This is a genomic window from Rhizobium sp. NZLR1, from assembly GCF_017357385.1.
Lineage (GTDB): Bacteria > Pseudomonadota > Alphaproteobacteria > Rhizobiales > Rhizobiaceae > Rhizobium.
On the sequence record NZ_CP071632.1, the window covers coordinates 4,233,065 to 4,253,817 of the forward strand.

Annotated in this window: 21 protein-coding genes and 1 riboswitch; of the genes, 9 read left to right on the plus strand and 12 right to left on the minus strand. The window is 60.8% G+C overall.

Features of this window, described 5'->3' with window-relative positions:
- Positions 1-62 precede the first annotated feature (62 nt).
- A complete protein-coding gene (locus J3O30_RS20755) occupies positions 63-539 on the plus strand; it encodes a chemotaxis protein CheW (RefSeq protein ID WP_007632607.1) in 477 nt (158 codons plus the stop codon).
- Positions 540-822: 283 nt separating this feature from the next.
- Positions 823-2,598 (plus strand): PAS domain-containing methyl-accepting chemotaxis protein, encoded by a 1,776-nt coding sequence (locus J3O30_RS20760; protein ID WP_207582051.1) that lies wholly within the window; start codon positions 823-825, stop codon positions 2,596-2,598.
- Positions 2,599-2,739: 141 nt separating this feature from the next.
- Here J3O30_RS20760 and J3O30_RS20765 read toward each other — a convergent pair whose 3' ends face one another.
- The 9 genes from J3O30_RS20765 to soxR all read right to left on the minus strand — a co-directional run bounded on the left by J3O30_RS20765 (position 2,740) and on the right by soxR (position 11,911).
- A complete protein-coding gene (locus J3O30_RS20765) occupies positions 2,740-2,985 on the minus strand; it encodes a formate dehydrogenase subunit delta (protein ID WP_207582052.1) in 246 nt (81 codons plus the stop codon).
- Positions 2,975-3,799: a formate dehydrogenase accessory sulfurtransferase FdhD gene (gene fdhD / locus J3O30_RS20770; protein ID WP_207582053.1), complete on the minus strand. Its 825-nt coding sequence runs from the start codon at positions 3,797-3,799 to the stop codon at positions 2,975-2,977. Before fdhD ends, J3O30_RS20765 begins: the two co-directional genes overlap by 11 nt.
- A gap of 37 nt (positions 3,800-3,836) precedes the next feature.
- Complete coding sequence (gene fdhF, locus J3O30_RS20775) at positions 3,837-6,716, minus strand: formate dehydrogenase subunit alpha (protein WP_207582054.1); 2,880 nt, start codon at positions 6,714-6,716, stop codon at positions 3,837-3,839.
- A gap of 69 nt (positions 6,717-6,785) precedes the next feature.
- Positions 6,786-8,342, minus strand: a complete 1,557-nt coding sequence (locus tag J3O30_RS20780) for an NADH-quinone oxidoreductase subunit NuoF (protein WP_207582055.1) — start codon at positions 8,340-8,342, stop codon at positions 6,786-6,788.
- A complete protein-coding gene (locus J3O30_RS20785) occupies positions 8,339-8,818 on the minus strand; it encodes a formate dehydrogenase subunit gamma (RefSeq protein ID WP_207582056.1) in 480 nt (159 codons plus the stop codon). Before J3O30_RS20785 ends, J3O30_RS20780 begins: the two co-directional genes overlap by 4 nt.
- A gap of 237 nt (positions 8,819-9,055) precedes the next feature.
- Positions 9,056-9,949: a LysR family transcriptional regulator gene (locus J3O30_RS20790; protein ID WP_007632598.1), complete on the minus strand. Its 894-nt coding sequence runs from the start codon at positions 9,947-9,949 to the stop codon at positions 9,056-9,058.
- Positions 9,950-10,121: 172 nt separating this feature from the next.
- Positions 10,122-10,463 carry a metalloregulator ArsR/SmtB family transcription factor gene (locus J3O30_RS20795; protein WP_207582057.1) on the minus strand — a complete coding sequence of 114 codons (342 nt, stop codon included), beginning with the start codon at positions 10,461-10,463 and terminating at the stop codon, positions 10,122-10,124.
- Between the two features lie 102 nt (positions 10,464-10,565).
- On the minus strand, positions 10,566-11,336 hold the full coding sequence (locus J3O30_RS20800; RefSeq protein ID WP_207582058.1) for an SDR family oxidoreductase: 771 nt from the start codon (positions 11,334-11,336) through the stop codon (positions 10,566-10,568).
- 110 nt (positions 11,337-11,446) lie between these two features.
- The gene (soxR, locus tag J3O30_RS20805) at positions 11,447-11,911 is read right to left on the minus strand and encodes a redox-sensitive transcriptional activator SoxR (protein WP_207582059.1); all 465 of its coding nucleotides are present in this window, start codon (positions 11,909-11,911) and stop codon (positions 11,447-11,449) included.
- A gap of 83 nt (positions 11,912-11,994) precedes the next feature.
- Between soxR and J3O30_RS20810 the strand changes: the two genes are divergently transcribed.
- The 7 genes from J3O30_RS20810 (at position 11,995) to J3O30_RS20840 (ending at position 18,540) form a co-directional block, all read left to right on the plus strand.
- A complete protein-coding gene (locus J3O30_RS20810; protein WP_207582060.1) occupies positions 11,995-12,570 on the plus strand; it encodes an NAD(P)H-dependent oxidoreductase in 576 nt (191 codons plus the stop codon).
- A gap of 162 nt (positions 12,571-12,732) precedes the next feature.
- Positions 12,733-12,846, plus strand: a riboswitch (TPP riboswitch).
- Positions 12,837-13,469 (plus strand): YkoF family thiamine/hydroxymethylpyrimidine-binding protein, encoded by a 633-nt coding sequence (locus J3O30_RS20815; protein ID WP_207582061.1) that lies wholly within the window; start codon positions 12,837-12,839, stop codon positions 13,467-13,469. It overlaps the preceding riboswitch by 10 nt.
- Positions 13,470-13,558: 89 nt before the next feature.
- Positions 13,559-14,365, plus strand: a complete 807-nt coding sequence (locus tag J3O30_RS20820; protein WP_207582062.1) for an ABC transporter permease — start codon at positions 13,559-13,561, stop codon at positions 14,363-14,365.
- A complete protein-coding gene (locus J3O30_RS20825; protein ID WP_207582063.1) occupies positions 14,362-15,168 on the plus strand; it encodes an ABC transporter ATP-binding protein in 807 nt (268 codons plus the stop codon). The genes J3O30_RS20820 and J3O30_RS20825 overlap by 4 nt, the downstream gene beginning before the upstream one ends.
- A 74-nt stretch (positions 15,169-15,242) precedes the next feature.
- Positions 15,243-16,253: an ABC transporter substrate-binding protein gene (locus J3O30_RS20830; protein WP_207582064.1), complete on the plus strand. Its 1,011-nt coding sequence runs from the start codon at positions 15,243-15,245 to the stop codon at positions 16,251-16,253.
- Between the two features lie 161 nt (positions 16,254-16,414).
- On the plus strand, positions 16,415-17,635 hold the full coding sequence (locus tag J3O30_RS20835) for an acyltransferase (RefSeq protein WP_207582065.1): 1,221 nt from the start codon (positions 16,415-16,417) through the stop codon (positions 17,633-17,635).
- A gap of 167 nt (positions 17,636-17,802) precedes the next feature.
- Positions 17,803-18,540: a sugar transferase gene (locus J3O30_RS20840; RefSeq protein WP_207582066.1), complete on the plus strand. Its 738-nt coding sequence runs from the start codon at positions 17,803-17,805 to the stop codon at positions 18,538-18,540.
- Between the two features lie 115 nt (positions 18,541-18,655).
- On the opposite strand, the gene J3O30_RS20845 is transcribed toward J3O30_RS20840, so the two are convergent.
- Genes J3O30_RS20845 through atpD form a run of 3 tightly spaced genes read right to left on the minus strand, consistent with a single transcriptional unit; the run spans position 18,656 to position 20,738 of the window.
- A complete protein-coding gene (locus J3O30_RS20845) occupies positions 18,656-19,063 on the minus strand; it encodes a F0F1 ATP synthase subunit epsilon (protein ID WP_207582067.1) in 408 nt (135 codons plus the stop codon).
- Positions 19,063-19,302, minus strand: a complete 240-nt coding sequence (locus J3O30_RS20850) for a hypothetical protein (RefSeq protein ID WP_207582068.1) — start codon at positions 19,300-19,302, stop codon at positions 19,063-19,065. The genes J3O30_RS20845 and J3O30_RS20850 overlap by 1 nt, the downstream gene beginning before the upstream one ends.
- Entirely contained in the window at positions 19,302-20,738 is a 1,437-nt protein-coding gene (gene atpD, locus J3O30_RS20855; RefSeq protein WP_207582069.1) for a F0F1 ATP synthase subunit beta, read from the minus strand. Before atpD ends, J3O30_RS20850 begins: the two co-directional genes overlap by 1 nt.
- Positions 20,739-20,753 lie beyond the last annotated feature (15 nt).

The following is a 20,753-nucleotide window of genomic DNA, read 5'->3' on the forward strand; positions in this document are numbered from 1 at the left end:
GGTCCGTGCCAATGGTGGCGCGCCTGCTTCTGCCCTGGCTTACGACAGTTGGGAAGAATTCTATGGCCACGATCAATTCCACTAGCTTCAGCGGCGATACGCTCGAGATCATTGCCTTCCGCCTGCATGATCAGGAATTCTGCGTCAAGACCACGACCATCCGCGAAATCCGTGGCTGGGCGCCGTCGACGCCGATCCCGCATGCGCCGGCCGATGTCATCGGCGTCATGAACCTGCGCGGCTCGGTGATCCCGATCATCGACCTCGCTTACAAGCTCGGCATGAAGAGCACCGTTGCCAACGAGCGTAGCGCCATTGTCGTCGCCGAAGTTCACAGCATGGTCATCGGCATGCTCGTCGACCGCGTCTCGGATATTCTCACTATCTCGTCCAGCCAGGTCCAGCCGGTACCTGAGGTGACCGCGTCCTTCGACCGCGCCTATTGTGAAGGCATCATCGCTTCGGAAAACGGCATGATCTGCTTCCTGAACCTTGCCAAGATGTTCAAGGAAAACGAAACAGACGAACTGGCCGCGTAATCCGCTCAAACTATTCAACTATTGAAAACCGCCCACTTCGGGCGGTTTTTTATTGCCGCCCCGAGCAGATTGGCTGTGTCAGCGTCGCATCATATTATTAGCAATATCTTTTATACGCAATTTTAACCACGCTCCCTCAGCATGGTGATGCATACGGATGATAAGTCTCCGGCGCAGTGGGAGTGATAACCGACTACCGGTTCGTCCCGGCTCCGCATACCTTGTCCGCCCCCTCGCTTCTCCGGCCGAAACAGCAAAAGCTGTGCATCTCAAAGGGACAGGAATGTTTGGTCTTACCTCCGATTCGAAATACATTCTTGACGCCATCTCCAAATCGCAGGCGATCATCGAATTCGATCTCAAGGGAAATATTCTCACGGCGAATGAGAATTTCTGCAACGCGCTTGGTTACCGTCTGAACGAGATCGTCGGCAAGCATCACAGCATGTTTTGCGAGCCGGCCTATACAGCGACGCCCGAATATCGCGCCTTCTGGGCGCGGCTTGGACGCGGCGAATATGACGCCGGCGCTTATAAGCGGCTCGCCAAGGGCAACAGGGAGATATGGATCCAGGCTTCCTATAACCCTGTTTCAAAGGGCGGAAAGCCATACAAGGTGGTGAAGTTTGCCGCCGATATCACCGCCGCGAAGAAGCAGGCGGTCGAAGATTCCGGCAAGCTCGAAGCGATCTCGCGCTCGCAGGCGGTGATCGAATTCACCCCGAAGGGCGAAATCCTGACCGCCAATGAAAATTTCTGTCAGGCCATGGGATATTCCCTGGCCGAAATCACCGGCAAACATCACAGCATCTTCTGCGACCCGGCATATACCCGCACCGAGGATTACAGCAGCTTCTGGCGACGTCTCGCCAATGGCGAATTCATCGCCAACGAATTCGTCCGTTTCGGCAAGGGTGGCCGCGAAATCTGGATTCAGGCCGCCTATAACCCGATCGTCGATGCCGACGGCAAGGTCTACAAGGTGGTGAAGTTCGCAACCGACGTCACCCAGCGGATGAGCGCGATATCCCTGCTCGCCGGCGCGCTGCGTCAGCTTTCCGAAGGCGATCTGACGAGGACGGTGGACACACCCTTCGTCCCCTCGATGGAGCAATTGCGCCAGGATTTCAATACCGCGGTCAGAGGTCTTGCCGAGACGATGAAGACGATCGGCGAGAATGCCAGTGCGATCGCCGCCGGCTCGAGCGAGATCGGCGGATCGGCGGATTCTTTCTCCAAGCGGACGGAACAGCAGGCCGCATCGATCGAAGAGACCGCAGCCGCGCTGGAGGAGATCACCACCACCGTCAACGATTCCAGCCGCCGCGCCGATGAGGCGGGCCGCCTCGTCGCCGTGACCAAGCAGGGCGCCGAGCAGTCGGGCGTCGTGGTCCGCAACGCCGTCGCCGCCATGGACCAGATCGAGCAGTCCTCGCGCGAAATCACCAACATCATCGGCGTCATCGACGATATCGCCTTCCAGACCAACCTCCTGGCGCTGAATGCCGGCGTCGAGGCAGCCCGCGCCGGCGAGGCCGGCAAGGGCTTCGCCGTGGTGGCCCAGGAGGTCCGCGAGCTCGCCCAGCGCTCTGCCAAAGCCGCCAAGGAGATCAAGGCGCTGATCAATACGTCGAGCGATCTCGTCAAGAACGGCGTCGGCCTCGTCGGCCAGACCGGCAAGGCGCTCGAGCAGATCGTCACACAGGTCGGCGATATCAACGGCAACGTCGTCGCCATCGTCGAAGCCTCAAAGGAACAGGCAACCGGCCTTAAGGAAATCAACCAGGCGGTCAATACGCTAGACCAGGCAACCCAGCAGAACGCCGCCATGGTCGAGGAAAGCACCGCCGCCAGCCATAACCTGGCAAAGGAAGCCGAAATGCTGCGGGTCCTGCTGGCAAGGTTCCGCCTGCCCGGTCAGACCCGGACCCCGACCCAGCAGACTGCCGGCAGGCTAGACGCAAGACAGGCAGGCTCGCCGGCGCTGCATCTGGTTTCGCGTGTCGCAAAGGCGCACGGCGCTACTACTGCAAGCGCACAGAGCTGGGAAGAGTTTTGATGTCAGTCTTCCGGCACATCGCCATTATACGGTGCCGCCGCACGGCGGCACTTTGATCGTACTACGCAGCATACGCGGTAAAGAGCGTCGCAGGAGGCCGATGCGACGCGCAGCTTGCCCCCGTCCATGAGCCGATCAATACTACCGGGCCTGGTTTGCGTCCGGCTCGGGCTTCCGGATCAAGGGAGCGGCCTGAAGCACCAGTGCATCCAGGCCATTCTCCTGGGTTTCCAGGATTTCGAACAATTGCCGCCGCATGCGCGGCTCCCAGAATTTGTTGATATGGGTGGCGACGCCCTCGACGGCCTCGCTTGCCGGCTGGCTCTTGAAAAAAGTGGCGATCTGGTTTGCCATGTAAACGAGCTTGGTCTTGGTATCATGCGACATCGGCAATGCTTCCGGGCGAGATGCGGTGCGGGTGGGTGAAAATCTCGAAATCCTCGCCGCGCACTAGCGCGACGAGCGTCATGCCGGCCGCTGCGGCGGTGCGGATGGCAAGAGCGGTCGGCGCTGAGATGGCGATCAGCACCGGGCTGCCGAGGATCGCCGCCTTCTGCACCATCTCCAGGGAAAGCCGGCTGGTGACGACGACGGCGCCGTCCGCGCCCCTTTCGCCCGACCCGATAACGGCGCCGCAGAGCTTGTCCAAAGCATTGTGCCGGCCGACATCTTCGCGCACCGCAACCAATCCCCGGCCGGGAAGATAAAAGCCGGCGCCATGCACCGCCCGCGTTTCGCGATGCAGCGGCTGGGCTTCGTTCAGAAGTAAAACGGCCCGCACGATATCGGCATGCGACAGCGACAGCGACGATGCCGAGACATCGGGCACCGACCGCACCGCCTGCTCGATCGATTCGATGCCGCAGAGCCCGCAGCCGACCGGTCCCGCCATGCTGCGGCGGCGTGCCCGTAGCCGGTCAGCGACATCGTCGACAAGGCTCACCTGAACATCGATCCCCTGCTCACCCTCGACGACCTCGATGTCGGAGATCTCCGCCGGTCCGGTAATGATCCCTTCGGTCAGACTGAACCCGACGGCAAAATCCTTAAGATCGGCCGGCGTCGCCATCATCACCGCGTGTGAGCTGCCGCCATAGGAGAAGGCAATCGGCACCTCTTCCGGCACGATACGCGAACCGGTCTGCAGGATGCCATTGCGGCGCGCGGTTTCGGGAGCGCGGGTGGTGACGGCGAAGGTCATGATGCAAGCCCCTCCTTGCCAAACCACCCCCACATCGTCACTCCGCTGCCTCGAGCTTGCCGGCGATACGGCGCGATTGCCGCGCCTGCTCGTCATATTCGAGCTGCCATTCGCTCGGCCCGTTGGAGGGCGACACCTGCACCGCCGTCACCTTGTACTCAGGGCAGTTCGTCGCCCAGTCGGAGAAATCGGTGGTGATGACGTTCGCCTGCGTATTGGGATGATGGAAGGTCGTATAGACGACACCCGGCGCAACACGATCGGTAATCAGGGATCTCAGCGTGGTGTCGCCGGAGCGGCTGCCGAGCTTTACCCAGTCGCCGTCGCGAATGCCGCGCTGCTCGGCATCGTGCGGATGGATCTCCAGCCGGTCTTCGGCGTGCCAGACGACATTTTCGGTCCGCCGCGTCTGCGCCCCGACATTGTACTGGCTGAGGATGCGGCCAGTGGTGAGCAGCAGCGGGAAGCGCGGGCCGGTGCGCTCGTCGGTCGCGACATATTCGGTGCGGATGAACTTGCCCTTGCCGCGCACGAAGCCGTCGACATGCATGATCGGCGAGCCGAGCGGGGTCTTCTCGTTGCAGGGCCACTGCACCGAGCCGATCTTGTCGAGATAGTCGTAGGAGACCATCGCAAAGCTTGGCGTCGTCGCGGCGATCTCGTCCATGATCTCCGACGGATGGGTGTAATTCCAGTCGAGCCCCATCGCCTGGGCAAGCTTCTGCGTCACCTCCCAGTCGCCATAACCGTTGCGCGGCGACATCACCTTGCGCACGCGGTTGATGCGGCGCTCGGCATTGGTGAAGGTGCCGTCCTTCTCGAGGAAGGTCGAGCCCGGCAGGAAGACATGGGCGTAATTGGCGGTCTCGTTGAGGAACAGGTCCTGCACGACAACGCATTCCATCGCCGCAAGCCCGGCTGCGACATGTTTGGTATCCGGATCGGACTGGAGAATGTCCTCGCCCTGAACGTAGAGGCCTTTGAAGGAGCCATCGACCGCCGCATCCAGCATGTTCGGAATGCGCAGGCCCGGCTCTTTGTCGAGCTTCACGCCCCAGAGTTTCTCGAAGATATCGCGCGTCGCATCGTCGGAAATATGCCGGTAGCCCGGCAGTTCGTGCGGGAAAGAGCCCATATCGCAGGAGCCCTGCACGTTGTTCTGGCCGCGCAGCGGGTTCACGCCGACACCGGGACGGCCGATATTGCCGGTCGCCATCGCCAGGTTGGCGATGGCGATGACCGTGGTCGAGCCCTGGCTGTGTTCGGTAACGCCGAGACCGTAGTAGATCGCGCCATTGCCGCCCTTGGCAAAGAGCCTTGCCGCGCCACGCAGATCCGCCGCCGGCACGCCGGTGAAGATCTCGGTCTGCTCGGGACTGTGTTGCGGTTCGGCGACGAAGGCGGCCCAGTCCTCGAATTCCGACCAGTCGCAGCGCTCGCGGATAAACGTCTCGTCAAAGAGCCCTTCGGCGACGATCACATGCGCCAGCGCCGTCATCACCGCAACGTTGGTGCCGGGTTTCAGCGGCAGGTGGTAGGAAGCCTCGACATGCGGCGAGCGGACGATATCGGTTCGACGCGGATCGATGACGATGAGCTTGGCCCCCTGGCGCAACCGCTTCTTCAATCGCGAGCCGAACACCGGATGCCCCTCCGTCGGATTGGCGCCGATGATGACGACGACATCAGAATGCTCGACACTGTCGAAATTCTGCGTTCCGGCCGAAGTTCCGAACGTCTGGCCGAGACCGTAGCCGGTCGGCGAATGGCAGACGCGGGCGCAGGTATCGACATTATTGTTGCCGAAGCCGGCGCGGATCAGCTTCTGCACCAGGTAGGTTTCTTCATTGGTGCAGCGCGAGGAGGTGATACCGCCGATCGCCTCGCGGCCGTATTGATACTGGATGCGGCGGAACTCCGACGCCACATGCGCGATGGCTTCGTCCCAGCTGACCTCCCGCCAGGGATCGCTGACCTTTTCGCGGATCATCGGGTTGAGGATCCGGTCCTTGTGGGTGGAATAGCCGTAAGCGAAGCGGCCCTTGACGCAGGAATGGCCGCGATTGGCCTGGCCGTCTTTCCACGGCACCATGCGCACCAGTTCCTCGCCGCGCATTTCCGCCTTGAACGAGCAGCCGACGCCGCAATAGGCGCAGGTGGTGACGGCCGAATGTTCCGGCTGGCCGATCTCTATCACCGACTTCTCCGTCAGCGTCGCCGTCGGACAGGCCTGGACGCAGGCGCCGCAGGAGACGCATTCGGATTCCATGAAATTCTCGTGCATGCCGGGGGATACGCGCGAACCAAAACCGCGTCCCTCAATCGTCAGCGCGAAGGTGCCCTGCACTTCCTCGCAGGCGCGCACGCAGCGCGAACAGACGATGCACTTGGAGGGATCATAGGTGAAATAGGGATTGGACTCGTCCTTCGGCATCCATTTCAGATTGATGTCGCCATTGCTGCGCGCCTTGACGTGGTTGTCGCCCTCGTAGCCGTAGCGCACATCGCGCAGGCCGACGGCACCAGCCATGTCCTGCAATTCGCAATCGCCGTTGGCAGCGCAGGTCAGACAGTCGAGCGGATGGTCGGAAATATAGAGTTCCATCACGCCGCGGCGGATGTCCTTCAGCCGACCCGTCTGCGTATGCACCACCATGTTTGCCGCCACCGGGGTCGTGCAGGAGGCAGGTGTGCCGTTGCGTCCCTCGATCTCGACGAGGCAGAGCCGGCAGGAGCCGAAAGCGTCGACCATATCGGTGGCACAGAGCTTCGGCACCTTGATGCCGGCCTCCATCGAGGCCCGCATGATGGAGGTACCTTCCGGCACGTTGATCTGCTGCCCATCGATGGTGAGCGTCACCATCGCCTCGGATTTCGAAGCCGGGGTGCCGTAGTCGATTTCATGGATGAGCGACATGGTCGGCCTCTTGTACGGAAGTGGAAATGCGCGATGCAGGAAAGAGTGTGGGTGCGACGTGAGATGTCATCACTCAGCCGCCTCCACCATCGGCGCCGGCGAAAAATCCTCCGGGAAATGCGTCATCGCACTCACGACGGGATAAGGCGTGAAACCGCCGAGCGCACAGAGCGAACCGAACTTCATCGTGTTGCAGAGATCGGCAAGCAGCGCCCGGTTCTTCTCCGGCTCGATGCCTTGGGCGATCTTGTCGGCCGTCTCGACGCCGCGTGTCGAGCCGATGCGGCAGGGCGTGCACTTGCCGCAGCTTTCGATTGCGCAGAATTCCATGGCGAAACGCGCCTGCTTCAGCATATCGGCGGTGTCGTCGAAGACGACGAGGCCGGCATGGCCGATCAGTCCGTCCTTGGCGGCAAAGGCTTCGTAATCGAACGGCGTGTCGAACAGCGCCCGCGGGAAATAGGCACCAAGCGGCCCGCCGACCTGCACGGCCTTGACCGGTCGCCCCGTCGCCGTGCCGCCGCCGATCCCGTCGACGATATCTCCGAGCGAAAGACCGAAGGCCGTTTCATAAAGCCCGCCATATCTGACATTGCCGGCGATCTGCAGCGGAATGGTGCCACGCGAGCGGCCCATGCCGAAATCGCGATAGAATGCGGCACCCTTTTCCATGATCACCGGCACGGAGGCGAGCGAGATCACGTTGTTGATGACGGTAGGACAGTTAAACAGCCCCTGATGCGCCGGCAGCGGCGGCTTGGCGCGCACGACGCCGCGCTTGCCTTCGAGGCTGTTCAGCAGCGCCGTTTCCTCGCCGCAGACATAGGCGCCGGCCCCGATGCGCACCTCGATATCGAAGGCACGGCCGGAGCCGAGCACCGATAGGCCGAGAATAGCGGCCTGGCGCGCGATGCCGACAGCCTCGCTCATCACCGCGATCGCATGCGGATATTCCGACCGCGTGTAGACGTAACCTTTCGTCGCTCCGGTGGCGAGGCCTGATATCGCCATGCCCTCGATCAGCACGAAGGGATCACCCTCCATGATCATCCGGTCGGCAAAAGTGCCGCTGTCGCCCTCATCGGCATTGCAAACGATATATTTGCGTTCGCCGGCGGCATCGAGAACGGTCTTCCACTTGATGCCTGTGGGAAAGCCGGCGCCGCCCCGTCCGCGCAGGCCGGAATCGGTGACTTCCTTGACGACCTCGGCTGGTGACATCGAAACGGCGCGGCGAAGACCGGCAAGACCGCCATGCGCCTCGTAATCGGCGAGCGAAAGCGGATCGGTGATGCCGCAGCGGGCAAAGGTCAGGCGGGTCTGTCCTTTGAGGAACGGGAGGTCTTCAACCTCCCCGAGACAGAGCGGGTGATCGCCACCATCAGCCATCCCGGCGTCGAACAGGCCAGGCACATCCTTTGCCTTCACCGGCCCGTAGCCGATCCGCTTGCCGGCAAGCTCGATCTCGACCAGCGGCTCCAGCCAGAACATTCCGCGCGAGCCGTTGCGCACGATCTCGGCATCGAGGCCGCGGGCGGCGATCTCCTGGGCAATCGCCTTTGCCACCATCTCGGCCCCGAGCGCCAGCGCTGCGGCATCGCGCGGAACATATATCCTGACCGTCATCGGCGTGCCTCCGCGACAAGTTCCGCGGCCAACTGATCGTCGATCCGGCCATAGACCTCGCCATCGAGCATCGCCGCCGGCGCGCAGGCGCAGAGCCCGAGACAGTAGACCGGCTCCAGCGTCACGGCGCCATCGAGCGTCGTCTGATGGAAATCGATGCCGAGCAGCGTCTTGAGGCGTTCGGCCAGCGCATCGCCGCCCATCGACTGACAGGCTTCGGCGCGACAGAGCTTCAGCACATGCCGCCCAGTGGGATGGTCGCGATAATCGTGATAGAAGGTCATCACGCCATGCACCTCGGCGCGGGAGAGGTTCAATTCCTCTGCAATAACAGGCAGGGCTTCCGGCGGCACATAGCCGAATTCTTCCTGAACCTGATGCAGAATGGGAAGCAGCGGCCCTTCGAGAAAGCGAAGATCGGCGATGATGGAACGGGTGCGCGTTGTGATATCGCCTTCGGCGATATGAATGGTCATAAGGTAGCTCTCCCAGCGGCTAGAGCATTTCCGTTTTTCTTCGAATCACGAAAATGCTCTATCTCTTTGTTTTTACGCAATTCCGAACGCAAAACCGCTTCACACTTTTGCTGGAATTGCTCTAGCGCGTTGCGGAATGGGCGCGCTCCCCCAGCCGAACGCTATTCCGCAAGCAACATCTCAGGGAAGCCGCCGGCAATCAATAAAGCTATCTCGTGGATCGATAGGTTTTTTCTATCAGAGTTCTTCATCCTGCACGAGCACCCGCGCTTCGTGCAGCAAGGCCGACACGAGCGGCGTAAACGGCTCGCGATACGGCGCGACAAGCCCGACCAGATGATGCGCCTCCGGCTCGACGATCGGGATCATCCGAATTTCCACTGGAAATCCAAAGGATTTCGCGACGTTGCGCGGCATGATGCTCGCCCAGCGCCCGGTCCTGACATGCGAGAACAGCACGATCATCGAGTTGGATTCGAGCGTCGGATGTACCGTGGCGCCGGCTTCCGTCAGGTGCCGGTTGATGATGCGACGGTTCTGCATGTCGGCCGTCAATAGACAAAGCCGAAGATCACCAACCTCGCGCCAGGTCACGTTGTCGCGATCAGACAAAGGGCTGCCTGCAGCCGTGATCAGATTATAGCGCTCGGCATAAAGCGGAACCGTCGTAACACGGCCGAGCGGTTCGTTTTCGAGATAGGTGATGCCGGCATCAATTTCGAGATTCTCGAGCATGCTCAGCACCTGCAGCGAATTGCGCGAGACGATCGAGAAGGTCACGCCGGGGTGCCGTTCCTGAAAAGGCGTGGTGATACGCGAAAGCATGGCAAGCGCGGTCGGAATGGCGGCGAGGCGAATGTGGCCGGAAAGGCCGCGGCGCGCGGCGCGCATCTCTTCGCGCATGGTGCGGGCATCGCCGACGATGCGCCGGGCCCATTCCAGCACGCGCTGGCCTTCCGGCGTCAGCCCCTGGAACCGCGAGCCGCGCTGCACCAGCATGACGCCCAATTGATCCTCGAGCTGCCGGATAGCCGCCGAGAGCGTCGGCTGCGAGATCCCGCACTCCTCGGCGGCACGGCCGAAGTGCTTTTCATTGGCAAGGGCGATAAAAAATTCCAGCTTGTCGATCATCCGGTCTCCCGCGACATTTCGCGTCCGGCCTCATCTTCGACATAGCAGCCGTGCTTCGCAAGGGCGGGTACTAATGCATGCCGCCAAAAGTGTGCAGCGGTTTTGGGACGACGACATGCATAAAACAAAGAATTAAAGCGCGTCGCATGAATCAAGTTTTATGCGACGCGCTTTAACAGTTTTCCGCAGCCGGAAAAAGATCGAACAGCGATTCGAGAAAACCCAGCACGTTGACATTGCCGATGCTGTAATAAACCTGCCTGCCCTGACGGCGCGTATTGACCAGGCCTTCGAGCCTCAAACGCGCAAGTTGCTGCGAGACCATCGCCTGCTGTATGCCGAGAATATTTTCGAGTTCACCGACCGTTCGCTCCTCTTTCGCCAGTATGCAGAGGATCAGAAGTCGGGTGTGATGCGCCAAAGCTTTCAGCAGGTCGCTCGCTTCATGGGCTTTTCCAGCGAGTTTATGCAACTCCTGGCCGGTCATACCCGGCTCCGGTTTAGGCAACGGCATTCGATATCTCGGAAGGAGGCGGTGAGGTAGATCAGTACAATAGCATATTCGCACAAGCGAATTGGTCAATAGTGATGAAATGCCAAAAAAGGTCCAAGTAAATCAGCAGATAAGCTGTCCGCCATTGATCTCGATCACCTGGCCGGTGATGTATCCCGAGAGTGAGGGAGCTGCCAGGAACAGATAGGCGGGAGCGCAATCCTCCGCCGTGCCGAGTCGCTGCAGGGGGATGGATTTCCGGGTCTGCTCCAGCTTTTCTTTGGAGGAATAGCGCTCGTGGAAATCCGTCTCGATCGTTCCCGGCGAGACGCAGTTGACGCGGATGCCATCCGGGGCAAGCTCGCGGGCGAGCGCCTTGGAATAGGTCGCAACAAAGGCCTTCGAGGCCGAATATATCGAAGAGCCGGGGCTTCCGCCGGTCAGCGCCGAAATCGAAACAGTGTTGATGACGGCAGCGCCCTCGGCCGCCTTCAATGCCGGCAGCAATGCCCGCGTCAGCGCCACCACCGAAGTCTGGTTGAGCCGTATGACTGCCTCATATTCTGCGTCGGTCAGCGTGGCAGCGGGAAACCGGCCAAGCATGGTGCCGGCATTGTTAACGAGCACATGCACCCTGTCGAAGAAAGCGAGGACATCGTCGGCAAATTGCGCCGCCCCACCGATGGCGGAGAAATCGGCGTGCAGCAGCAGCGCCCGTCTTTCCGATTCAGCGGTCAGCAGGAAATCCGGCAGATCCCGTCCCGGCTTGCGCCCGGTATGGACAATCACCTTCGCGCCGCAGTCCAGAAACTGCCGGGCGACTTCAAGGCCGATGCCGCGGCCGGCGCCGGTCACGACGACATTGCGATTTTCGAACAATCTGGGATGAAACACGAAGCCGTCCTCCTCGCGGACAGTGCCGCCGGTTGCGTCACTCGCCCTTAACATATGAGCGCACCGACCGAAAGAAAGGCGCGCACCGATCTTTCCGGGGAAAACCAGGACTAGTTTTCGGCCTCCAGAAGCCGCGCACCCGGCCCTTCCTTGCCAAGCCGGTCGCAGGGATTACGCAGCGGACAGCTTTCGATCGACAGGCAGCCGCAACCGATGCAGCCGGTCAATCGGTCGCGCAACAGGCTGAGCCGCCTGATTCGCGCGTCGAGATCATCCTTCCAGCGCGCCGACAGCGTCTGCCAGTCGGCAACGGTCGGCGTTCGTCCCTGCGGCAGGGACTCGAACGCTGACTGGATTTCCGAAAGCGGAATGCCGACACGCTGCGCCACCTTGATGATGCCGAGACGGCGAAGCACATCGCGCCCATAGCGCCGCTGGTTGCCGCGGGAGCGGATGCTCGAGATCAACCCTTTGGTCTCGTAAAAATGCAGCGCCGAGACGGCGAGGCCGCTGCGCTCCGCCACTTCACCGACTGTCAGGAGCCTGCCGAGCGGCGTCGCAGGAATCGTATCCATCGCCTATTGACCTCAATATTAGTTGAGGTTTTATACCTGTTGCTCCTGCAATCGTAAAGTCCAATCGCAACAAGGAGCGACACATGAAAACACCCACCAGGCTGGCGGTCATCTACGGGAGCACGAGGGAAGGCCGCATCTGCGACCGGGTGGTCAAGTGGCTGACGGAGGAGCTCATCCGCTTCCCGCAATTCGATATCGACATCATCGACCCGCTGGATTTTGCGCTGCCGACCACCCGCGAATTGGCACATCCCGAAATCGCCAGGCTCGCCGAGCGGCTCGGCATGGCGGACGCGTTCATCATCGTCACGCCGGAATACAATCACAGCTTCACCGCCTCGCTGAAATTCGTCATCGATTTCTTCTTCGAGCCTTGGCAGGGCAAGCCGGTCGCCTTCGTTTCCTATGGCGGTATTTCCGGCGGCCTGCGCGCGGTAGAGCAGCTGCGCCTCGTCTTTGCCGAACTCCACGCCGTCACGATCCGCGATTCGGTCAGCTTCGCTGCGCCATGGAACCGCTTCGACGCGGAAGGCAGGCTCGACACTCCCGACGACGCGCTGCGCTTGCTCGGCCGAATGATGGCAAGGCTGGAATGGTGGACACGGGCGCTCGCCACCGCCCGTATCGATCGTCCCTATGCCGATATCGCCGCCTGAGACAGAAAGCTCCGGTTCCGTTCCCAGCAGGTACGGAACCTCTGGGAACACCCGGGCAGGACCTCGGTCCGGGTGTTGTCCGTCATATCAGGTTCATTCCGACCACGCGGACGGGTCTGCAATTTTGCGGTTGCGGGAAGAAAACCGCGATGATAGTTTCCGCCGAAATAACAGGGGAGCTCCGTATCGCCGGGGCTGAGATGCGAGGCGCAAGCCTCTGGACCCTTCAAAGCTGATCTGGGTAATGCCAGCGGAGCGAGGTTCAGATGTTCTCAGGCGCACAAGTGTCACTCTATCCGATGTCCGGCAATTTCGTCGGCATCATTCTCGATGCCGTCAAGGCGTTCGACCCCTATCGCGACCGGCTTCGCATCGAGACCGATGATATCTCCACCCTGCTGGTCGGCCCGCCTGATGTCCTCTTCGCGGCCATGCGCGATCTTTTCGTCGTCGCCGCCAATACCGGCGAGCATTGCGTGCTGTCCGCCGCGGTCTCACGCGGCTGCCCAGGTGAGCCCGACGACGCCATCTGCGGCGTCAAGCCCTCTGCCGGCCGGGCGGAGCCGCTTGCCGACCGGATTACATCAGCCCTTGCCGCCGTTGAAACCACCACGGAGACCGGACAGCCGGCAGCCGCGCAATTCTCGCTCTACGTCATGGGAACCGGCAGCCATATGGACGAGATCTATGGCTGCATCGATTTCTTGAAGCGCTCCGGCACCTTCGACCACGCCAAGAATTTCTGTACCCGGCTGGGGGGAGATGCCGGCGCCGTCTTCGCGACCATTCATGAGGCCTTCTATCGCTTCGGCGACCCGGTGGGACACGTGACGCTCGACATCACGGTCTCCGCCAATACAGCGCCGCGCGTCTTAGCAGACGCGCAAGGGACGCCGTAACACTTTAAATTGCTGCATAATTTTCCCTTAAATCGATTCCGATTTAAGGAATTATGCAGTGCCCGACGAAAGCCTGAAATCGAACGCTGATGACATCGCCACAACCATCGGATTCGCGCCTTGCCGCGCTCCGCGCCGCTCTCTACCGGGGCATACCGGCCTTTCTCGCGGGCTGCGCGTTTTTGGCGGCATGGGAACTCTATGTCGATCTTTCCGGCATCAAACCTTCCATCCTGCCGGCGCCTTCGCGCATTGTCATCCAGGGCTGGCTGAACCGTGAGGCGCTGATATCAAACACCTGGCCGACGCTGGGTGCGACACTCGGCGGTTTCGCGCTGTCGCTTGCCTTCGCCTTCGCCGCTTCGATCCTGATGGATTTCGTGTCTTTCATGCGCCGGGCATTGCTACCGATTTTCATCGCCAGCCAGACGCTGCCGCTGGTGGCGATCGCGCCCCTTGTCGTCCTCTGGTTCGGTTTCGGCCTGTTGCCGAAGATCCTGCTGGTGGCGCTAGTCACCTTCTTTCCGCTGTTGGTCGCCCTGCTGCAGGGCTATCAATCGACCGACCGCGACATCGCCGAATTGCTGAACTCGATGAAGGCGAGCCGCTGGCGGATTTTCCGCCTGGCGCGGCTTCCCTCCGCGCTGCCCTATTTCTTCGCCGGCCTCAGGATCTCGATCACCTATGCCGTCGTCGGCGCGATCTTTGCCGAATATGCCGGCGCCGCCCGCGGCCTCGGCATCTATATCCTCAACGCCAAGAACAATTTCCGCCCCGATCTCGTGCTTGCCGCCGTCGTTATCAGCGCCGCGCTCACACTCTGCCTCTTCGGGCTGACGCTATTGATCCAGCGCCTCGTCATGCCCTGGCAACGATCCCAGGAGTCGCGGCGATGAGCGATACGATGGTCGAACTGCGCAACATCTCGAAGTCCTTCGACGGCATGAAGGTGCTGGGCGATATTTCGCTCACTGTGGCAAACGGCGAGTTCGTTTCGATCGTCGGCCCGTCCGGCTCAGGAAAGTCGACGGTGCTCCGATTGCTGACACAGGCGCTTCGCCCCGATTCCGGCACCGTGCTTTTCAAGGACGCGCCGCTGGAACGGGCGCCGCATTCATTCGCCTTCATGCCGCAGCGCGATGCGCTGATGCCCTGGCGCCGGATCATCGACAATGCGGCACTTGGCCTCGAAGTGCGTGGCATGAGCCGCCGCGCTGCCCGCGCCACTGTGGCGCCACTGTTTGAGCGCTTCGGCCTTGCCGGTTTTGAACACCATTATCCATCCGAACTATCAGGCGGCATGCGCCAGCGCGCCGCCCTGCTGCGCACTGTCGTCCAGACCCAGGACATGCTGCTGCTCGACGAGCCGTTCGGCGCGCTCGACGCGCTGACGCGCACACAGATCCAGGAATGGCTGCAGAGCATGTGGACCGAACACCGCTGGACGGCGCTGCTGATCACCCACGACGTCCGCGAGGCCGTGTTCCTCTCCGACCGGATCTACGTGCTTTCGGCCCGCCCGGCGCGTATCATCCGCGAATTCCACGTTCCCCTGCCCCGTCCGAGAAGCCTTGCCGATCTCGGCTCGCCGGCGGCCCAGGCGATCGAAACCGAAATCCTGCAAACACTGCTTCATCCGCTCGAACAGGATGATTTTAGGCCGGTCGGCTTAAAATCTGAATCCTGTTCTACATTATAGAGTTAGAGCATGATGTCGTGAGAAAACCGCTCACACTTTTCGGCATCATGCTCTAGAGACCTGAGGAGGTCACCATGCTGCTTCTCACCCGTCGCCAGACGATCTTAGCCGCCATCGCCGCAAGCCTTGCCGGCCGCCCGGCCTTCGGCCAGTCAGCGCCCGCAAAGGTGCGCATGGCGCTCGATTGGACACCCAACACCAACCATATCGGCATCTATGTCGCCAAGGCGAGGGGCTTCTATACCGCCGCCGGCCTCGACGTCGAGATCCTTCCCTATGCCGACACCAGCGCCGGAACGCTGGTGTCGAACGGCGTCGCCGATTTCGGCATCAGCAGCGAGATCGAGGCCCTCATGCAGCGCGCCGCCGGCGGCGACGTGAAGATGGTCTACGGCGTCGTCCAGACCGAAACAGCGCGCCTTATCTACAAGGGCGGACGCGACGACATCAAAAGCCCTAGAGATCTCGACGGCAAGACCTACGGCGGCTTCGGCGGAACCTGGGAGAGCGCTTTGATCTCCGCGATGATCCGCAACGATGGCGGCAAAGGCGAGGTCAAGACCGTCACGCTCGGCACTTCCGCCTACGAGGCGCTGGACAATGGCTCGATCGATTTCACACTGGAGATCTACACCTGGGAAGGCATCGCCGCCGAGCTGGAAAAACGCAAGATCGGCCGCTTCCACTATGCCGACTATGGCGTTCCCGACGAACAGACGACGGTCATCGTCTCCAGCGACGCCTATCTCTCGGCAAATCAGGAAAATGCCCGCGCTTTCATTCAGGCAACGCGAAAGGGTTATGCCTATTCCGTCGATCATCCCGACGAAGCCTGCGAGCTGCTGATATCAGGAAGCAACGGCGCGCTGATGAACACGGAACTGGTGAAAGCTTCGCAGAAGGCATTGATCGACGGACACTTCCTGAAGTCCGAGGCCGGCGTAATCGGCACCCTCGACCCGGCCAAGGCCGATGCCATCGGCGGCTTCCTGGTCGCGAACGGCATCCTGGTCGACGCGAATGGCGCCGTACTCAAGGAGAAGCCGGACTTCTCCGCCTATTATACCAACGAACTGCTGGCCTGAGCCATTCCCGCCTTGCCCATCGCGGTTTTCCGCGGAAAAGCCCTTGGGCACTGCATAATTTCTTAAATCGGAATCGATATAAGAAAAAATTATGCAGTTATTCAAAGTGTTACAGTGCCACGCGTCTGAAAGGCGCGCGGCGCTGTAAGGCGAGGGACAAGATGCGCCAACAGGAGAGACTGGCCGGAGCGGACTTTCTGCGCGCGGCAGCCTGTCTGCTGGTGTTCGCCCACCATCTCGCGCTCCGGCTGGATATGCGCAGAATTCCCGACGAACTGGGACCCACCGCAAACATCCTCCGCTTCGGCAATTTCGGCGTTGCCATCTTCTTCGTGCTTAGCGGCTTTCTTCTTGCCCATCCCTTCTGGCGCGCGATCGACGACGGCAGCACCATGCCCAGCCTCCGCCATTACACAATCCGCAGGGCGGCACGCATCGCTCCGGGCTTCTGGGTGGCCGCAACCGTCAGCTTCACCCTCAGCCTGACGCTGCTTGCTCTGCCGCTGACGGCGGAGCTCGCCTTCCGCTATGTCTCCGGGCTACTGTTCATGAGCCAGTGGCATTGGCGCACATTCTTTCCCGTCGAAGCCGACGGGCCGCTCTGGTCCATTCCCTTCGAGGTCACCAGCTATGTGCTCCTGCCTCTCTGCTTTTTCCTGCTATTTCGTTTGCCCATCCTGAGGCAGCGTCCGTTGCTTGCCCGCTTTGCCTGGCTCTGCGTCATCACAGCTGTACTCTTGGCCCATGTGCTCATCCTCACCGTCTTTCCGCTCGACGATATCGGACGCGGCTGGCAATACGGCTTCCAAGGCGGGGCAAAGGAGTGGATGCCGCGATATAATCCGATCGGCTTCTTCGCCATCTTCGCATTGGGCGCGCTTGCCGCCGGCGTCGAAGTCATGCTCCCAAGAAGGCCCTCCGCCTGGTTCGATGCCGCAGCGCTGCTGGCCCTCGCTGTTGCCGGTTACCGTCTCGTCATATCGCCCGGCGGCTCCGCCGAAGCTTACGGCTGGCTCGAAATCCCCTATGGCTTCCCGGTCTTTCCGCTGGCGATCGCAACGGCGCTCGTTTCGCTATGCCATTCGCAACGCCTCGGCAGGCTGCTCGACAACGCGCCTGTCCGCTACATCGCGAAAATCTCATTCGGCATCTATATCTGGCAGGAAATCATCCTGATATCGATCCAAAGGCTCGACCCGGGCTCATTCGGCGTTTCGTCGGAAATTGTCGTCACCGGCTGGCTGCAGTCTTGTGGATTGGCAGCCGCGCTCGTCCTTCTGGTCGCAAGTCTCAGCTATCATATGCTGGAAAAGCCTGCGATCGATGTCGGCAATCGCCTGACATCCCGCCAATCCAATCGGGCTACTCCTTTTAAAGTATAATTCTCCAGCAAGCTCAACTACTGGCATTATCTTTAAAAGGAAATACTCCCATTTTTGGTCTCATTCGGGTTAGCAATTTCTTATTTAGACCGATGACAAACGATACGAGAGCATGTATTTGTCTCTCTTCAGTTCAGTATCGCATCTAAACTTGTGGACCTTGCGTTATGAATGCTTTTACTTCGAAGACGAATTCACGCTTCGATCCGTCTCAGCGTCAGGACAAAACCAAGACCCTGGTTATCGCCAACTCCAACATTCGCCAGCCGGATAGCTTTTCCCTTGTCGAAAGAAAGATGATCGTGCGGCTGGGCACGAAGCGGATGTTCGATATCGTCGCCTCGGTCAGCGCCCTCATCGTGCTGGCGCCGTTTTTTCTGGCAATCGCTGTCTTCATCAAACTCGACGATGGCGGTCCGGTATTTTTCCGCCAGATCCGCTGGGGGCTCCACGGCCGGAAGATCACGGTGTTCAAGTTCCGCTCGATGCGCGCCGACGCTTGTGATCCGAGCGGCATTCAGCAGACCGTCAAGGGCGACAGCCGGATGACAGCTATCGGCGCGGTGCTTCGCAGGACCAACATCGACGAGCTGCCGCAGCTTTTCAACGTCCTGTTGGGCGAGATGTCGCTGGTCGGTCCGCGCTGCCATGCTGTCAATATGCGCGCAGCCGGCAGGCTCTACGAGGAGCTGGTGCCGGACTACCACCAACGCCACATCATGCGCCCGGGCATCACCGGCCTGGCGCAGACACGCGGCTGGCGCGGCCCGACGGCACGGCCATTGCAAGCGCGCGCCCGCATCGCCTGCGATATCTACTATGTCAGGCATTTCAGCCTGCTGCTCGACTTGAAGATTCTCTTGAAGACGCTCGTCATCGAGCTGCGTGGCGGCACCGGCTACTGAGACGGCTACGTCTTCCTTTGAAGCCGCCGATGGACATTGCCTGACCATTCCGAGGTATGAACCAACAAAAAAGGCGGCTGTTGTAGCCGCCTTTGATCGTTGCAGTCGATTGCGATCAATCCTGCTGGACGACGCCGCTCAGATGCGTCAGCTCCATGATGAAATGCTCGAGCTTCGACTTGTGCTCATGCAGCTCGGTATTCTCGAGTTCCGCGCGGGCGGCCTCGATGCGACGGGTCAACTCGTCCTTGTGAAGTTCCTCGACCGGAACAGCGGATTCGGCAAGCAATGTGCAGCCGGTCGGCAGGATATCGGCAAAACCGCCGAATACGACGTAATCCTGCTTCTTGCCGGAAGCCGAACGGACGCTTACGACACCAGGCTTGACCGTCGTCATTGTCGGCGCGTGGTGCGCCATGACAGTCATCTCGCCCTCGGTTGCGGGAATGACGACCTCAGTCACCATCTCCGACAGCAGCAGACGCTCCGGCGAAACGAGCTCAAAGTTGAAATTGTCAGCCATCAGTGACTTACCTTCTCGGCTATGGCTTTCGCATCTTGCAATTGGGTCCCGCAAAACGGGCAGTGCATTATCGCTTGGTCGAGATAACCGAGGCCTTCTTCGCTCTGGACAAGGCCCACCACCATCATCAGCACACCATTATCGGCGCGATAGACGGTCGGCGCTGCCGGCTCCGGAAGATCCGCCACGACCCCTTTCAGGGAGTCGCAGCAGAATATCTCGTCTAGCGCGTCGCTCATCAAACAGCTGCGAGCTTCTTGGCCTTTTCGATCGCTTCTTCCATCGAGCCGACCATGTAGAAGGCAGCTTCCGGCAGGTGATCGTATTCACCGTTGACCAGGCCCTTGAAGCCCTTGATCGTGTCTTCAAGAGCAACCAGCTTGCCCGGCGAGCCGGTGAAGACTTCGGCGACGAAGAACGGCTGCGACAGGAAACGCTCGATCTTGCGGGCGCGAGCAACAGCGATCTTGTCCTCTTCGGACAGTTCATCCATGCCAAGGATGGCGATGATGTCCTGCAGCGCCTTGTAACGCTGCAGCGTCGACTGAACCTTACGGGCGACGTCGTAATGCTCTTCGCCGACGACCAGCGGATCGAGCATGCGCGAGGTCGAGTCGAGCGGATCGACGGCCGGGTAGATGCCCTTTTCGGCGATCGAGCGCGACAGAACCGTCGTTGCGTCAAGGTGCGCGAACGAGGTTGCCGGCGCCGGGTCGGTCAAGTCGTCGGCCGGAACGTAGATGGCCTGGACCGAAGTGATCGAGCCGGTTGTCGTCGTAGTGATGCGCTCCTGCATCTGGCCCATGTCGGTGGCAAGCGTCGGCTGATAACCGACGGCCGACGGGATGCGGCCGAGCAGAGCCGACACTTCGGAACCTGCCTGGGTGAAGCGGAAGATGTTGTCGACGAAAAACAGAACGTCCTGGCCCTGGTCGCGGAAGTGCTCGGCGACCGTCAGGCCGGTCAGAGCGACGCGGGCGCGAGCGCCCGGCGGTTCGTTCATCTGGCCGTAAACCAGCGCGGCCTTCGAGCCTTCGCCGCCGCCATGCTTGTTGACGTTCGATTCGATCATTTCATGGTAAAGGTCGTTGCCTTCGCGGGTGCGTTCACCGACGCCCGCAAAAACTGAATAACCACCATGCGCCTTGGCGACGTTGTTGATCAGTTCCATGATCAACACGGTCTTGCCGACGCCGGCGCCGCCGAAGAGGCCGATCTTGCCGCCGCGTGCATAGGGGGCGAGAAGGTCGACGACCTTGATGCCGGTGACGAGGATCTGCGCTTCCGTCGACTGCTCGACATAGGACGGTGCATCCTGGTGGATGGCGCGCTTGTGCGCGGTGACCAGCGGACCAGCCTCGTCGACCGGTTCACCGATGACGTTCATGATACGACCGAGCGTCTCGTTGCCGACCGGAACCATGATCGGAGCACCAGTATCGCTGACTACCTGGCCGCGGACGAGACCTTCGCTTGAGTCCATCGCGATGGTACGGACTTCGTTTTCGCCAAGGTGCTGTGCAACTTCGAGAACCAGACGGACGCCGTTGTTGCTGGTTTCCAGCGCGTTCAGGATCTTCGGCAGTTCGCCTTCGAAAGCAACGTCGACGACGGCGCCGATAACCTGTGTGACTCTGCCGACAGAGCCGATCTTGGGGGTAGCTGCCTCAGCCATTTTCTGACCCTCTTT